General features: G+C 51.5%; 19 protein-coding genes and 2 pseudogenes. 7 read left to right on the top strand and 14 right to left on the bottom strand.

Annotated elements, in window-relative coordinates; all coding sequences use genetic code 11:
- From GS12_RS20300 to GS12_RS20275, 8 genes and pseudogenes are all read right to left on the bottom strand, one after another.
- Positions 1-255 (bottom strand): annotated as a pseudogene (locus GS12_RS20300) (thymidine phosphorylase); the annotation flags it as partial.
- A gap of 14 nt (positions 256-269) precedes the next feature.
- Positions 270-1,049 carry a deoxyribose-phosphate aldolase gene (gene deoC / locus GS12_RS20295; RefSeq protein ID WP_034950288.1) on the bottom strand — a complete coding sequence of 260 codons (780 nt, stop codon included), beginning with the start codon at positions 1,047-1,049 and terminating at the stop codon, positions 270-272.
- Between the two features lie 164 nt (positions 1,050-1,213).
- Complete coding sequence (locus tag GS12_RS20290) at positions 1,214-1,990, bottom strand: TatD family hydrolase (RefSeq protein WP_034950285.1); 777 nt, start codon at positions 1,988-1,990, stop codon at positions 1,214-1,216.
- An 89-nt stretch (positions 1,991-2,079) separates the two neighbouring features.
- Entirely contained in the window at positions 2,080-2,241 is a 162-nt protein-coding gene (locus GS12_RS23645) for a DUF1328 domain-containing protein (RefSeq protein ID WP_071995405.1), read from the bottom strand.
- A 132-nt stretch (positions 2,242-2,373) separates the two neighbouring features.
- Positions 2,374-2,985, bottom strand: coding sequence for a molecular chaperone OsmY (gene osmY, locus GS12_RS20285; RefSeq protein ID WP_034950281.1), 612 nt, complete (start codon positions 2,983-2,985; stop codon positions 2,374-2,376).
- 288 nt (positions 2,986-3,273) lie between these two features.
- Positions 3,274-4,863, bottom strand: a complete 1,590-nt coding sequence (gene prfC / locus GS12_RS20280) for a peptide chain release factor 3 (RefSeq protein WP_034912118.1) — start codon at positions 4,861-4,863, stop codon at positions 3,274-3,276.
- 54 nt (positions 4,864-4,917) lie between these two features.
- A complete protein-coding gene (locus GS12_RS24680) occupies positions 4,918-5,073 on the bottom strand; it encodes a hypothetical protein (RefSeq protein WP_160279926.1) in 156 nt (51 codons plus the stop codon).
- Complete coding sequence (locus GS12_RS20275; RefSeq protein WP_034950278.1) at positions 5,063-5,704, bottom strand: DNA-3-methyladenine glycosylase I; 642 nt, start codon at positions 5,702-5,704, stop codon at positions 5,063-5,065. The genes GS12_RS24680 and GS12_RS20275 overlap by 11 nt, the downstream gene beginning before the upstream one ends.
- A gap of 137 nt (positions 5,705-5,841) precedes the next feature.
- On the opposite strand from GS12_RS20275, the gene yghU reads away from it, so the two are divergent.
- The 3 genes from yghU to GS12_RS20260 all read left to right on the top strand — a co-directional run bounded on the left by yghU (position 5,842) and on the right by GS12_RS20260 (position 8,173).
- Positions 5,842-6,708: a glutathione-dependent disulfide-bond oxidoreductase gene (yghU, locus tag GS12_RS20270; RefSeq protein ID WP_034912115.1), complete on the top strand. Its 867-nt coding sequence runs from the start codon at positions 5,842-5,844 to the stop codon at positions 6,706-6,708.
- Between the two features lie 491 nt (positions 6,709-7,199).
- Positions 7,200-7,745: a cytochrome b561 gene (cybB, locus tag GS12_RS20265; RefSeq protein ID WP_034950275.1), complete on the top strand. Its 546-nt coding sequence runs from the start codon at positions 7,200-7,202 to the stop codon at positions 7,743-7,745.
- Between the two features lie 77 nt (positions 7,746-7,822).
- Positions 7,823-8,173, top strand: coding sequence for a DUF3147 family protein (locus GS12_RS20260; RefSeq protein WP_034950272.1), 351 nt, complete (start codon positions 7,823-7,825; stop codon positions 8,171-8,173).
- 112 nt (positions 8,174-8,285) lie between these two features.
- On the opposite strand, the gene GS12_RS20255 is transcribed toward GS12_RS20260, so the two are convergent.
- Positions 8,286-8,843: a hypothetical protein gene (locus GS12_RS20255; protein ID WP_235421274.1), complete on the bottom strand. Its 558-nt coding sequence runs from the start codon at positions 8,841-8,843 to the stop codon at positions 8,286-8,288.
- A gap of 81 nt (positions 8,844-8,924) precedes the next feature.
- Positions 8,925-9,266, bottom strand: coding sequence for a hypothetical protein (locus tag GS12_RS20250; protein WP_034950267.1), 342 nt, complete (start codon positions 9,264-9,266; stop codon positions 8,925-8,927).
- A 90-nt stretch (positions 9,267-9,356) separates the two neighbouring features.
- Here GS12_RS20250 and GS12_RS20245 point away from each other — a divergent pair, with 90 nt between their 5' ends.
- Both GS12_RS20245 and GS12_RS20240 read left to right on the top strand, forming a co-directional pair.
- The gene (locus GS12_RS20245) at positions 9,357-9,656 is read left to right on the top strand and encodes a hypothetical protein (protein WP_034950264.1); all 300 of its coding nucleotides are present in this window, start codon (positions 9,357-9,359) and stop codon (positions 9,654-9,656) included.
- Positions 9,657-9,703: 47 nt separating this feature from the next.
- A complete protein-coding gene (locus tag GS12_RS20240) occupies positions 9,704-10,141 on the top strand; it encodes a DUF2628 domain-containing protein (protein WP_034950262.1) in 438 nt (145 codons plus the stop codon).
- Positions 10,142-10,486: 345 nt separating this feature from the next.
- On the opposite strand, the gene GS12_RS25195 is transcribed toward GS12_RS20240, so the two are convergent.
- Positions 10,487-10,618, bottom strand: a complete 132-nt coding sequence (locus GS12_RS25195; protein ID WP_268747366.1) for a hypothetical protein — start codon at positions 10,616-10,618, stop codon at positions 10,487-10,489.
- 99 nt (positions 10,619-10,717) lie between these two features.
- Between GS12_RS25195 and GS12_RS20235 the strand changes: the two genes are divergently transcribed.
- Both GS12_RS20235 and GS12_RS23640 read left to right on the top strand, forming a co-directional pair.
- Positions 10,718-12,256, top strand: coding sequence for a M48 family metallopeptidase (locus GS12_RS20235; RefSeq protein ID WP_235421273.1), 1,539 nt, complete (start codon positions 10,718-10,720; stop codon positions 12,254-12,256).
- A gap of 169 nt (positions 12,257-12,425) precedes the next feature.
- Positions 12,426-12,566 (top strand): annotated as a pseudogene (locus GS12_RS23640) (SymE family type I addiction module toxin); the annotation flags it as partial.
- 51 nt (positions 12,567-12,617) lie between these two features.
- On the opposite strand, the gene GS12_RS20230 reads toward GS12_RS23640, so the two are convergent.
- The 3 genes from GS12_RS20230 to GS12_RS25025 form a co-directional block, all read right to left on the bottom strand.
- Entirely contained in the window at positions 12,618-12,881 is a 264-nt protein-coding gene (locus tag GS12_RS20230; RefSeq protein ID WP_072032280.1) for a DUF6966 domain-containing protein, read from the bottom strand.
- Entirely contained in the window at positions 12,878-13,420 is a 543-nt protein-coding gene (locus GS12_RS25350; protein WP_407637872.1) for an RHS repeat-associated core domain-containing protein, read from the bottom strand. The genes GS12_RS20230 and GS12_RS25350 overlap by 4 nt, the downstream gene beginning before the upstream one ends.
- Positions 13,348-13,864 (bottom strand): RHS domain-containing protein (locus GS12_RS25025; RefSeq protein WP_407637871.1); only part of this gene is annotated, 517 nt, incomplete at its 5' end. The genes GS12_RS25350 and GS12_RS25025, both read right to left, overlap by 73 nt.

The raw sequence follows: 13,864 nt of genomic DNA, 5'->3' as shown, positions 1-13,864 counted from the left end.
GTGCTTATCCACTACCGGGCCGTTAAGATCCAGCGCCTGCCAGTTGAGTACTGAACCGGAATCGCGCATAGCCATGGTCAGCGCCACGCGTTCTGTCAGCGTCATATCGTGAAACCAGATAGTCATCGCCAGCGCGGCGATTTGCCCTTCGGAAACGGCGTTATCACGCACGCCGTTAATAAAGAAGCGAATTTCTTCTTCACTCAGCGCCTGACCATCACGTTTTTTTCGAATAATTTCTTGTGCCAGAAACACGGTGTCCCCCGGGACTAATAAGCAGATTTACTTTCAGCACTGGCGTGGCCCGCCGCATTCAACAGGCTGGAGAGCAGGCTTGAGGCGCCAAAGCGGAAATGACGCGGGCTGACCCAGTCGCTGCCCAGAATCTCATCGGCCAGTTGCAGATAGAGGGCCGCGTCTTCGGCGGTGCGCACGCCTCCGGCAGGTTTAAAGCCAACGGTCTGCTTCACGCCTTTGTCCGCGATAACGCGCAGCATGATTTCAGCCACCTCCGGCGTGGCGTTTACCGGCACTTTCCCGGTGGATGTTTTAATAAAATCGGCGCCTGCATCAATCGCGATTTCAGACGCTTTACGGATCAGCGCGGCCTCTTTCAGTTCGCCGGTTTCGATGATCACTTTCAGCAGCACGTCGGCGTCGGCGCAGGCTTCTTTACAGGCGCTGACCAGTTCGTAACCGATCTCCTCGTTGCCCGCCATCAGAGCGCGATAGGGAAAAACCACGTCAACTTCATCGGCGCCATAGGCGATGGCCGCATGTGTTTCAGCCAGCGCAATCTCAATATCATCGTTGCCGTGCGGGAAGTTGGTGACGGTAGCAATGCGGATATCCGGCGTGCCCTGCTCGCGCAGCGCCTTGCGGGCGACAGGGATGAAGCGCGGATAGATACAGATGGCTGCGGTATTGCCCGCAGGCGATTTGGCCTGATGGCACAGCGCAATCACTTTTTCGGCGGTATCGTCATCGTTCAGCGTAGTCAGATCCATCAGTTTCAGCGCGCGAACGGCGGCTTGGGTTGCATCAGTCATTTTTTTCTCCAGGAATGTAAGCACTCAATGTTAAAATTATAACATGCAAAGCTGCGGGAATTTAGTGATTACATTCACACTCAATGAACGTCAATAAAAGAGAAGTCTGAGAATGCACCAAACAGAAAATGTTATAATTGTAACATTTAAACCGGCGGGAACGGTTAAAGGTGAAACAGGCGGCGGGTATTGTCCCGAAGGGTTTTGGCGATCTCCTGCGGTGACTCATCACGAATGTCACACAGGCTGCGCCAGACATTTTTAATGCGCTCCGGGCGATTTGGCTGCCCCTGAAATCCCTGTAACGGCATATCCGGCGAGTCGGTTTCCAGCAGCAGAGAGGTAAGCGGAAGACGCGCCAGCGTATTGCGGGTTTTCGTCGCCCGCGCGTAAGTCAGGGTGCCGCCAACGCCAATCGCATAGCCGGCGCGAATGAAAGCCAGCGCCTGCTGCTCGCTGCCGGCAAAGCCGTGTACCACGCCACGGCGCGGCAAATCATGCTTTCGCAAATGCATCGCCAGCTTATCGTGAGCGCGTCGCGAGTGGAGGATAACCGGTAAATCGTATTTTTTTGCTAACCGTAACTGATCGTCCAGCAACGCCTGCTGACGTTCAAACTGAGGGTTATCCATATACAGATCCAGCCCGATTTCACCTATTGCGACCATTTTTTCAGGCTGCTTTTTGAGCCACGCTTCCAGCTGCGTCAGATGCGATTCGTGATACGCCGCAATGGCCATCGGATGGATGCCCAGCGCGGCATAAACCGGCAGATAGCGCTCTGCCAGCGCCATCATACCCGCGAAACGGTCGGCAGACACGCCCACGGCGATGATTTTTTCCACGCCAGCGTCAGCCGCCAGCCGCAGACTGTTCGCCTCGTCGCCGCAGAAAGGGGCAAAATCAAAATGACAATGGGTATCCACAAATGAAGGTGTCATACCAGTGTTCCTTACCGCTGTGAGCCAGCCCTGAAACAAAGAAGACCAGCCTGGGCTGGTCTTCATTAAAGCATACTGCGAATTGCAGGCTATAACTTCTTGCGGCCGGTAAACAGGCTGATCAGGAAGATAATGATACCTACAACGAAGACAATCTTGGCTGCCCACGCGGCTGTACCAGCCAGACCACCAAAACCTAACGCCGCCGCAATCAATGCGATAACCAGAAATATAATGCCCCAACGAAACATAAGCCTCTCCTTACCCTATTTTGAAAATGAACTGCTTCTGTTATTAAAACCTGCCGCTTTACGGCATAGCTGGTTATTGTGTTGCTGAACTTCCTTGCCCGGCCGCTGTTTTCACAGCGGCCTGAATGCCCGTTACGATTTCACGGTCAGATCGTTTTTAACGCTTTTAACGCCTTCAATTGCTTTAGCAATGCCTTCAGCACGCTCGAACTGCGCCTGAGTTTTCACTTCACCTGAAAGCTGCACCACGCCATTAGTGGTTTCAACTTTTACGTTACGTGAGGGCACAATATCGTCCGCTAACAGTTTAGCTTTAATTTCGCTGGTTGTTGCTGCATCACCTGCGTAGCCGCTAACGCTTGATTTTGTGCTGTCTTTTGCGTGTAGTTTATCGCTGACGGATTTGACACCCTCGACTTTTTTCGCCGCTGCAACAGCACGTTCTGCCTGATCCTGCGACGGAACAAAACCACTCAGCTCAACAACGCCATTGTGGGTTTTTACCGAGATATCCGTACTTTTAATCATGTCGTCGTCAACCAGGGCCGCTTTGACCTTGGCAGTGACGCCGCTGTCATCCATATACCCACCGACTTTTTTCATAGAACTATCGACTTTCGAACTCGCGCTGTCGGCAGTATTTTGTGCCTTGGTTGACATGTCTTCTGCCATTGCAGAACCACCAACAAGCGCAGAACCCACCAGTACAGCCATCAGAGTTTTAGCAATCTTAGTCTTGTTCATCGATTTCTTCCTTATTTGTACATGCACCTGCAATTACAGGCTTTCAACCACAAACGACGTGGCTGGAGTAGTAAGACGTTGCAGCTACCGCGCCGCATATTTTGCGTCCTGTAGAAGTAAATATAGACGGTAATCAGAAATTCACCGCTGCTTGCGATTGATATGATGGATAAATACACAAAAAGGTTTTTTTTAAGATGAGTCTGGAGAGATTTCAGTGACCTGAGGGGGGGCATCGGATAAAAAAAGCGATGCGCCCGGCATCGCTTTTGTCAGGGGAAGTGGGGCTTAGTGCTCGCGCGTTTTACGGAAGATGACGTCCGGGTAACGTTCCTGGGTGATATTAAGGTTCACCATGGTCGGCGCAATGTAGGTCAGGTTATCGCCGCCGTCCAGCGCCAGGTTGACTTCGTTTTTCCGCTGAAAATCCTCGAATTTTTTTGCATCGCTGCATTCGACCCAGCGTGCGGTGGCAACGTTAATCGCTTCATAAATCGCTTCAACGTTGTATTCGCTTTTGAGTCGCGCCACAACCACGTCAAACTGAAGCACACCCACGGCGCCAACGATCAGATCGTTATTGTGCACCGGGCGGAACACCTGTACCGCGCCCTCTTCCGAGAGCTGGACCAGCCCTTTAAGCAGCTGTTTCTGCTTCAGCGGATCGCGCAGGCGAATGCGGCGGAAAAGTTCCGGCGCGAAGTTCGGAATACCCGTGAACTTCATATTTTCGCCCTGAGTAAAGGTGTCGCCAATCTGGATGGTGCCGTGGTTGTGCAGGCCAATAATGTCGCCCGCCCAGGCTTCTTCCACGTGCGAACGGTCGCCGGCCATGAAGGTGAGCGCATCGGCAATCACCACGTCTTTGCCAAGGCGCACCTGACGCAGCTTCATGCCCTTCTCATATTTACCGGATACCACGCGCATAAAGGCAACGCGGTCGCGGTGTTTCGGATCCATGTTGGCCTGGATCTTAAAGACAAAGCCGGTGAATTTTTCATCGCTGGCGGTGACCGTACGGAGATCGGTTTTGCGCGGCATCGGTGAGGGCGCCCAGTCCACCAGTCCATCCAACATGTGATCCACACCGAAGTTACCCAGCGCGGTGCCGAAGAACACCGGCGTAAGCTGACCGGCAAGAAACGCCTCTTTGTCGAATTCATGAGACGCGCCCTGCACCAGTTCCAGCTCTTCCCGCAGTTGGGCCGCCAGTTCGTCACCGATGGCGTCGTCCAGATCCGGGTTATCCAGCCCTTTCACCACGCGAACCTCCTGAATGGTGTGGCCTTTGCCCGACTGGTAAAGATAGGTCTCATTTTTATAGAGGTGATAGACGCCTTTAAACAGCTTGCCGCAGCCGATGGGCCAGGTGATGGGCGAGCAGGCGATCTTCAGTTCGCTTTCGACTTCATCCAGCACTTCCATCGGATCGCGTATATCGCGATCCAGCTTGTTCATAAAGGTCAGGATCGGCGTATCGCGCAGACGCGTCACTTCCATCAGCTTACGGGTACGATCCTCAACGCCTTTCGCCGCATCAATCACCATCAGACAGCAGTCCACGGCGGTCAGCGTACGATAGGTATCTTCCGAGAAGTCTTCGTGGCCGGGCGTATCCAGCAGGTTGACCAGGCACTCGCGGTAGGGAAACTGCATCACCGAGGTGGTAATAGAGATGCCGCGCTGTTTCTCCATTTCCATCCAGTCTGATTTGGCATGCTGCGCGTTGCCGCGGCCTTTTACCGTTCCGGCAGTTTGAATGGCCTGCCCGAACAGCAGCACTTTTTCGGTAATGGTGGTTTTACCGGCGTCCGGGTGAGAAATAATGGCAAAAGTGCGACGGCGCGCGACCTCTTGCATAAAGGGTGCATTTGACATGACAGTTCTTCTGGTCCGGTGCTGTGTCTGCCTGACGGCAAAAATCACAGGTAATTAATCATCAATGGCCGGCATTTTCACCGATCCGGCGGTGATAAACAATGCGGAACGCGGCGTAAAGCGCAGAAATGGCAAACGTGCCGCAGCACGCTGCAAGTTGCCCGGTAATTTTAAAATTTTTTGCGTGGCAGCTTCCGCTTCAAAGACCAACAGGCCGCGTCAGCGCCTGCCGCGCCTTCTCAAATTTGTCGCGACACTGGCAGCCTTCAAGATGATCGTTGATCAGCCCAAGCGCCTGCATTAATGAAAACGTGGTGACCGGCCCGACCCACGTCCAGCCGCGCTTTTTCAGCGCCTTCGACATACGGCTCGCCTCCGGTGAGGTTTTCGTGGTGCGCCAGTAGTGGGGATCGATGCGCGCCGGGCGATCTTCTGGCGCAGGTTCAAACTGCCAGAACCAGGCGGCAAGCGAACCCGCTTCATCCACCAGTTCAATAGCCCGCTGCGCATTATTAATGGTCGACAGGATCTTGGCGCGGTTACGCACAATGCTTTTATCGTTTAGCAGACGGGCCACGTCCTCATCGGTAAACGTCGCCACGATGTGAAAATCGAAATCCGCAAAGGCCCGCCGAAAATTTTCGCGTTTGTTATAGATAAGCTGCCACGACATGCCGGAGTGAAAACCTTCCAGACAGACCTTTTCAAACAGACGGCGATCGTCAACCACCGGCCTGCCCCACTCGTTATCATGATAGTCCGGCATGGCAGGCTGCCAGTAGCAGCAAATCCGGCCATCGCTGGTTTCGATCAGGCCTGCATCAGCGTGCTTTTCATCCATCAATTTTCTCCTCAAGTGCTCGTTCAGGACAAACGTCAGGCCAGAGGTAATGCTATACCTGCCCCCTCTGGTTTGGTTTTTTCCAGCGAAGAACGCTATGGTTAGCCACTCACCTAACGATAAGGACACTTTTGGTTATGAGCAACAATGACTATCAGCCAGCCAAAGTCTGGACAGAAAAGAAAGGCACCGGCGGCACCTGGGGCAGCATTAACCGCCCTACCGCAGGGCCACGCAGCGAGGTCACGCTGCCGCAGGGCAAGCATCCGCTCCAGCTCTACTCAATGGGCACGCCGAACGGTCAGAAGGTGACGATTCTGCTGGAAGAGCTGTTGGCGCTGAACGTTAATGATGCAGAATATGACGCGTATCTGATCCGCATCGGCGAAGGCGACCAGTTTGGATCGGGTTTTGTTGAGGTGAATCCGAATTCAAAAATTCCTGCGCTGCTGGACGTTTCGACGACTCCGCCAACGCGCGTGTTTGAATCTGGCGCTATTTTGCTCTATCTGGCCGAGAAGTTCGGGCATTTCCTGCCAAAAGACGCCGCAGGCCGCACCGAAACGCTGAACTGGCTGTTCTGGCTGCAAGGCTCCGCGCCTTACCTCGGCGGTGGTTTCGGCCACTTTTATAGCTACGCGCCGGAGAAAATTGAATACGCCATCGACCGTTTCACCATGGAAGCCAAACGCCAGCTTGACGTACTGGATCGCCAACTGGCGCAGCATCGCTATATCGCAGGTAATGAATACACCATTGCCGATATTGCTATCTGGCCGTGGTACGGCGCGCTGGTTCGCGGGCAGGTTTACAACGCCGCAGAGTTTCTGGATGCAGGTTCCTATCAGCACGTCAACCGCTGGGCGGAAGAGATTGCGATGCGGCCAGCCGTGCAGCGCGGACGTATAGTAAATCGCACCTTTGGCGAACCCTCAGAGCAGCTACACGAACGTCATGACGCCGCCGATTTCGACCTTAAAACGCAGGATAAGCTGGCGAAGTAACGCCGCAGAAAGCAGGACAAACTGGTCTGACGTGGGTCAGGCCAGAGTTTGCTGTTCGCATGGCGACGGCATCAACCGGACTTTTACCGAAGCAGTGCTCAGCTATTAGCGACTTTTACCGATAACAGTAGAAATCCCCCTGTTACGAGAGAAGAAAGCGATGGCCAGAGCAACTCCCCCCCTTACATCTCCGCCGTGCCCGGCTGCCTGGCCGAGAAACTCCGTGAGCTGGCAGATCTGATCGAAGTGCGCAGCCCTGAAATTGTCGCCACCGACGTGGCGTACAGTACGGACAGCAAAGGTCATCACCTGACGACCTATACGGTGGTGCAGGCGCCGCGTATGGAGTGAACGCATTCGCATTTCTTCCTGCCGCATCTGACGTTGTCACGCCTCTGCCCGGCTTTTCGATCGGACGGTGGAAATAAACTCTGATGCTCTGTAAATAATCAGGTGGTAAAGTAAACCCAGGTTATTTATGAGGTTAAGTTATGCATAAAAAATATGCGGCGTCACAAATGATTTTTCACTGGCTAACGGTTTTGCTGCTGATTATTGCCTATTCAACAATTGAGCTGAGAGGGCTGGCAGAGCGCGGTACCTGGCAGAGAAGTGCGATAATCATCACCCACTTTAGCGCCGGTGCTTGTGTGTTACTGATCATGCTAACCCGTTTATACCTGCGTACGCGCCACAAAACGCCGGAAATCGTGCCACCGGCCCCACGCTGGCAGATCGGGCTTTCTCATCTCGTCCATACCTGCATTTACGCGCTCTTTATCGCGTTGCCTGTATTGGGCCTCAGCTCGCGTTACCTGCGAGGGAATGAGTGGAAACTGTTCGGCATCAGCATGCATGTGTCGGGTTTACCCAATCCCGATCTTGCTTCCACACTGATTGACTGGCATGAAACACTGGCACCCGCTGGCTATTGGCTTATCGGGCTGCATACAGTGGCCGCGCTCTTTCATCATTATTTCCTTCGCGATAATACGCTGCTCAGAATGTTGCCTTTCGGCAATAACAGGGAGCAGTAAACACCTGCTCGGTTGAGACTGCCGGCGTTACGCAGCCGTCTTCTGCACTGATTATCCGCTCGTCCCGGAGGTTATAGATGCTTTGGCTCTTTACTAAGTACGCGTTGACCGCATTGCTGGTGGTGCTGATTTCCGAGACGGCAAAACATAACGACAGGCTGGGCGGCTTGCTGGCGGCATTGCCGCTGGTAACGGTGCTGGTGCTCATCTGGATGAAGCTGGAAGGACTGCCGCAGGCAAAAATTGCCGCGCATGCCTGGTACACGTTTTGGTACGTCGTGCCGACCCTGCCGATGTTTATTTTGTTTCCTTTTTTCTATCAGCGCATCGGCTTCTGGCCTACGCTGGCCATATCGTGTGCGATGACCATCGTGATATTTTTACTTTGGGCGAGACTACTAAAGCGATTTGGCGTTTACCTGATGTAGGGCGTTTTTTCTTACTCTTTAAAGAGCACGGATGCGTTCCGCCACGTGATCTCAGAGAACTGTTTTGCAGCTCTCTTTCGAATCCGCCGCTGTAAAAAGGCGCGTCGTCAGTTTATCTGCCGAGAATATTATTCACCGCAGCGAGATGTCCCGCTTTGTCTCTGTGATTGGAGATAACCTGGATGATGGTAAATTTCTTGTTAGCGGTGGCGAGTAACGTCGCCTGTAGTACATCGTTAACTCCCATATTGCTGGTCGCTTCGATGTGATACACCTGCATACCCTTAACATTTTCAGTGGTTTCGCTGGTGACGTGATAAGCCGGCGAGGCCTGCTTTTGTTTGTCCTTGATGACTTTCATGCTGTCGAGAAAATCAGTCTCGCTGATACCGCGGGCCACCAACGGAACGTCCTCTTCGCCAATAATCAGCACGCGTTTGGCCTGCTTGTTAACATACATTTTGCCTGGCGCACCGCCCGGAACCGGCTGGACTTCGTAACCCTGTAATTTAAAAGGCAGTTTACCGTCCAGCAGCGTCAGCGTTTCGGTCTTTGCTTCAGCCGTGGTCGCTGGTTTGACTTCAGCGGCAGATGCCATAACAGCCATTCCGCCGAGCGTAGTCACCAGGCATAACGCGCCCATAATATTTAACGTTTTTCTCAACTTCACGTCGAACTCCTTCATGCTGTTAATTTCCCTGTTGCGCTGGCGTATCGTCAGTACGCTAAATATCCACAATACAGGAGAGAGTTACTTCATCAGGTCGTAAATACATATTCCAGCACCAAACAAAAACAGAATAACCGGCCAATAAAGAACCGGAATCAAAAAGAACTTATGTGTTTTTTCGGGCGCAATCATTGGTTGGCTTTGAGTCACCTTAGCAAGGTAATCCAGCAGTTTTTCCTGTTTGATCGCATAAACAAAGGCGGTGCACAGCACAGCGGATACGATAAACGTCGCGCCGGTTGCCCATAAGTGCGTGGCAAAATAGCCATCGACCCAAATTATATCGAACAGCCATTTACAAAGAACGTAGGCCGCACAAATTAAAACGGCAATGAAAAAACCCACTCCGCTCCAGACTATCATCCGTTTTATCCTTGAATTTTAAATCGAACCCGGCATACTTCCCGCTAAAATTAACGTATTTTTTACATTATGGCAAGAGGTTCTTTACTTATGATTTATCGTGGTGCCGGAATTATGACGCTTTTAACGCCAGTCTGTATGGTCCTGTTGATAATGTGGTTATTTCCCGATCCGACGGTCAAAGCCGGTAATACATCACTGGCGCAGTTTCTTATCGGCGTGGGCATTGGCTCTGCGATTAATACCGTAGTGGGATTTTTACTTAACCGAAGAATTCATAATGATGGCGTGCATCATCATTTTTTTTATATTCCAATGCAGTGGCCAGCTTTAGCGATATGCGTTATCTGTGCGGTTACTTTCCTCTTCACAAAACACAAAATACTTTAAATCAGCAAGTTAACTATAAAACCAGCCAATAACTCGTTGGAGTCGTAATGAATCAGCGGATCGGAAGCACTGAAAAAGGTAAACCGGAGAAAGCTTACAGTGCTAAATGGCGGGCACGTTTTGATTTCTTTGATTTACATGGTGCGCCCAACGCACCGGGCTACAAACCTGCGCTAAAAATGCTGCCCTACAAGCAAAAAGTTAAAATCAATTTCAATTTTATTGCCTTCTTCTTTGGGCCGATTTATCTGTTTTTTCTCGGTCTCTGGAAGAAAAATATAACGCTAATTGTGCTTATCATAGCCATTAGTACTGGCCTGAATATAACCTTTACTTTGTCAGGGACAGCCTGGCCAAAGTATCTCGACGCCGGGTTGGGGTTTGGATTTAATGTAGCGTACGGCATTGCGACTAACTATGCGTATTACCTGAAAGAGAAAAAAGGCGAGCAGGGGTGGAGCCCTTTTAAAGGAATGCGCTGGTAATGCTGTCACTCAGTTTTCGCTGACAGCGACTGAGCATCCTGTCGATGGAAAACATGAAAAAAGTGCATGCCATAAAAAAATGTCTGAAACTTTAATTATTGCTTGTTCCGGGCGCCTGAAAATTGTCTTATAGCCAGGTTGTGGTATTTATAAATCAACTTGAGCTGACATATGCAGAGAAGGATCTCACGCCATTTTCACTATACCGGGGATCCTTTTCTACATTGCCTGATACACGCAGCTTCTTCCCTATCGACAGTTAGCGAGTTTATTATTTTGGATAAATTAACGGCATTGAAGAAAGGTTATGCAAAGGTATGCCTCTGGCTTCTGATCACACTATTTTTAGTTCCTGCGATCGCGCTTGTATTTGCTGAATATGGCAAGAGCCAGCTTAACCAGCAATATACGCAGATCTTTATTGAGGATGCCCGAGCGCAAAGACAGGATATCGGTCAGCTCACAGCATTCCTTCATCAGAATCCCCCTTCCAGCGTTTGCGGGCCGGTCGCAGAGAACCTGCTCGATTATAAAAATGCAGTCTGCGCACAGAACTCTGAACTGTGGCAATTCTCTATGATGGATAAACTGGCATTCTGGACGCTGATCGCCAGCGTTGTAGTGGTACTGATGGTACTGCTCTTCAGCGCCCTGGCATTTAAAAGCCGTCAGGGGCAGCTGCTGAGCCTGACGCTGGCTCGTCCGTTTCTGATGCTCGCCAGCACGCTGGAAGTGCTGGTGCAAGGCGCGATGCTGGTGTGGCTATCTTTTTGGTGCACTGCCTTTTTCACGCAAACCTACTATCCAAAAGTGGTGATTGCGGTCGGTCTGATGGTGTTGGGTGGTATTTACTACATCATTAAAGGCATCTTTAAAAAGCTGCCACCTGAGGAGAGCATTGAAGGCGAAGTGGTCACGCGTGAAGCCGCGCCTGCGCTTTGGTCACGAGTTGATGCGCTGGCTGCCAAAGTGGGTACCACGCCGCCCGACCACATCGTTGCCGGTATTGATATCAACTTCTACGTCACGGAAGCGCCACTTAGCGTCAATGAGCATCAGCTTTCTGGTCGTAAGCTTTACGTCAGTATTCCACTTCTTCGCCAGTTGACCACGGCACAGGCTGACGGCGTCATGGTGCATGAGCTTACACACTTGCATGAGGGCGATACCGCCTCGGGCGCTTTATTGGGGCCAAAGCTACACCGTTTCGATCTCTATATGCAGTTAATGGGCAGGAATGTGGCGACGCTCATCGTCTTTTACCCGCTATACCTGTATCGCATACTGTTTGAACTGGCGTGGCAGCGTAACAGTCGTGAACGCGAGTTTGTGGCTGACCTCAACGCATCAACGCTGATTTCACCCGCTGCCATTGTTGAATCGCTGATCAAAGTTTCCGCCTATGCCAGCTATCGCACTGAAGTTGAGCGAAATCTTTTCGAGAACGGAACGTTGCATGAGAACGAGCTGGGGATCGGTAAAGCGATTGCCGGCGGGCTGCCTCAGCACGTTAGTTCGCCAGATTTTGTCAGCATGATGCGCGAGCAGAATGTACCGCACCCGTTTGACTCACACCCACCGCTGGCCGACAGGATGCGCAACGTGGGTTATACGGTCGAAGAAGCTGGCTATGCCGCTATCGCATCTGAATTGCCGACAGAAAGCTGGGTTGATCTGATGCCGGTTGCTGAACATATTGAGCAACAGCTGTGGCAGAAATACGAGCGTAATTTCTCTTCCGCCCATGAGGAGAGCCTGGCATGGCGTTTTCAGCCGACGGGTGAAAAAGAAACGGCGTTGGTGCTGAAACATTTCCCGAATGTGCTCTTTACGCTGAAAAATGGTTCTCAGATCGAAATCACCTACCAGGGCATTGTGAAGCCGGAAAGTGCTGAGTTACTGGCGTGGGATAATGTTAAAAACATCAATGTGACCCGCAGTTTTGGACGGGATACGCTTTATGTGCAACATAAGCAGCCTGACGCGCAAGGCAAAAAACGCAGTGAGATCCGCCTGCCGGGTCTGAAAAAGGACATTGAAAACTTTAAAAACACGCTGGGTTATTACTGGCATCGGCATCAGACGGTGCGGGCGATGGCATCGCAACAGGAATGAATCAGGGCAGTCATTAACGTTGTAATGTTTAGCATACTCACGTAATTAAGGCAGATCGCGGCATGGACGTCGCGCTCTGCTTTGCCGCATCTGCTGACGCACATTATCATGCCGGAAGATTACCAAAAGTGAATGGCACGATTATGCGGGGTGGTGACATATTACCGCCACCTGCTACTTACGCAGCCCCAGCCTGCATCTGAAGGGCGCCTGGCTCCGCGAGGCGGGATTTGATACCGGCGGCCCAGTCACGGTGAAGATCGACGAAGGACGTCGAACTATCACCGTTGAGCCGCAGGCTGACAGATGAAATAAAAAAGCCGGAAGGATCGTCAGGATCACTTCCGGATATATGAATATTTTAAGTTGTTATTTGATAAAGTTCTTTTCGCAACTTATCTAACTGTTCATTTTCCTTTTTTAAAGGATTTCCATTACTGTGCAAAACTAAATCATTGAAAGATCCCATGCCACCATAGGCCGTTCTTATATTATAAACACCTTCATGATAATCATCATCCAGTTGTCTTAAACACTTGTCAAAATATCTGACCCAGGGTACTTCGCCATTATCTAATAGCATTCTTATTATTTCTTTTACTACTCGTTTAATTTCATCTTTCATAGCAGCGGCCATTTTCCTATCACTGTTCCTACGTTCCAGGGTTCTAATATAACTATCTGCTCTGTCCCACCAAGATAGAAACCATTCTGATAACCAACCTCGCCCACATAAACTTTAGTACCCACAGGGATTTTTATTTCATATACACTATCAAGTGGTGAAGCAGAGCCATTAGGCCATTTTGGTAATACTGCTTTATCTACTCGTGCCTGGATAATACTTTGTGGCTTATCCAAACTAAAGAAACGACCAAATGGATTTGTTGTCACTCCAGCCCGGAAAAAAGATGTATCTTGAGAAAGGATTATTTCTCTATATTTCCCACCAGAGAAAGTTTCAGCTAAGTCTTTATCTAAAGGCCCAGGTTTTATTGCTGAGTATCTGCCAGTCTCTTTCCCAAGAGAACACCCACTCAACCCCAGCGGATCAACCCAGTTCAGCGCATTCGGTGCATACGCATACTCATTCAACCCACCCGCCAGCCCCACCAGGTCCGGCTGCGTGAACCGTCCGCAGTCCGGATCGTAGTACCGGAACAGAGTGTAATGAAGCCCCGAATACTCGCCTCATCCATGAGGCTCGCCCCTCCGGGGCCAGCGCTTGCGCGCTGTTCAAATTTGTTCCCGACAAATTTGTCCCTGTCCGGGTACTGTCCCTGCATCCGCAGGTTCTGCGGGTAAACCGGCCCCTTCAGCGGTGCCTCGCGCAGCAGTTTTCCCCACGCGCTGTTGTCACCCTGCCAGCACACCCCGCCCGCCGCATCCGTCAGTCGCTCCGGCGTGCCGTTCGGCGCGCAGTGATACCAGTAAATCGCCGGGTCGCTCACCCCGTCAATACGGGCCAGCGGCTCATAGCTGTCCGGGTCCGCATACACGTACGTCAGCGGCACGTCCCCGCGGATTTCCTGCAACAGACGCAGCCCTTCCCAGACAAAATACGTGGTGCGGGGATGCCCCGGCGCCTCTCCCTGCCGGGCGCGGCGG

This window comes from Erwinia oleae, assembly GCF_000770305.1.
In the GTDB taxonomy this organism is placed as follows: domain Bacteria; phylum Pseudomonadota; class Gammaproteobacteria; order Enterobacterales; family Enterobacteriaceae; genus Erwinia; species Erwinia oleae.
The sequence above is the reverse complement of the archived record's forward strand: the minus strand, read 5'-3'. Positions and strand labels throughout refer to the sequence as shown.

Excerpts from the sequence above, each read along its gene's own strand:
- deoC (WP_034950288.1), bottom strand. The coding sequence starts at position 1,049 with ATGACTGATGCAACCCAAGCCGCCGTTCGCGCGCTGAAACTGATGGAT.
- GS12_RS20290 (WP_034950285.1), bottom strand. The coding sequence starts at position 1,990 with ATGACACCTTCATTTGTGGATACCCATTGTCATTTTGATTTTGCCCCT.
- GS12_RS23645 (WP_071995405.1), bottom strand. The coding sequence starts at position 2,241 with ATGTTTCGTTGGGGCATTATATTTCTGGTTATCGCATTGATTGCGGCG.
- osmY (WP_034950281.1), bottom strand. The coding sequence starts at position 2,985 with ATGAACAAGACTAAGATTGCTAAAACTCTGATGGCTGTACTGGTGGGT.
- prfC (WP_034912118.1), bottom strand. The coding sequence starts at position 4,863 with ATGTCAAATGCACCCTTTATGCAAGAGGTCGCGCGCCGTCGCACTTTT.
- GS12_RS20275 (WP_034950278.1), bottom strand. The coding sequence starts at position 5,704 with ATGGATGAAAAGCACGCTGATGCAGGCCTGATCGAAACCAGCGATGGC.
- yghU (WP_034912115.1), top strand. The coding sequence starts at position 5,842 with ATGAGCAACAATGACTATCAGCCAGCCAAAGTCTGGACAGAAAAGAAA.
- cybB (WP_034950275.1), top strand. The coding sequence starts at position 7,200 with ATGCATAAAAAATATGCGGCGTCACAAATGATTTTTCACTGGCTAACG.
- GS12_RS20260 (WP_034950272.1), top strand. The coding sequence starts at position 7,823 with ATGCTTTGGCTCTTTACTAAGTACGCGTTGACCGCATTGCTGGTGGTG.
- GS12_RS20250 (WP_034950267.1), bottom strand. The coding sequence starts at position 9,266 with ATGATAGTCTGGAGCGGAGTGGGTTTTTTCATTGCCGTTTTAATTTGT.
- GS12_RS20245 (WP_034950264.1), top strand. The coding sequence starts at position 9,357 with ATGATTTATCGTGGTGCCGGAATTATGACGCTTTTAACGCCAGTCTGT.
- GS12_RS20240 (WP_034950262.1), top strand. The coding sequence starts at position 9,704 with ATGAATCAGCGGATCGGAAGCACTGAAAAAGGTAAACCGGAGAAAGCT.
- GS12_RS25195 (WP_268747366.1), bottom strand. The coding sequence starts at position 10,618 with ATGAAGGAATGCTGTGAGCTGACCGATATCCTGTCTTTGCGCTCGGGC.
- GS12_RS20235 (WP_235421273.1), top strand. The coding sequence starts at position 10,718 with ATGATGGATAAACTGGCATTCTGGACGCTGATCGCCAGCGTTGTAGTG.
- GS12_RS20230 (WP_072032280.1), bottom strand. The coding sequence starts at position 12,881 with ATGAAAGATGAAATTAAACGAGTAGTAAAAGAAATAATAAGAATGCTA.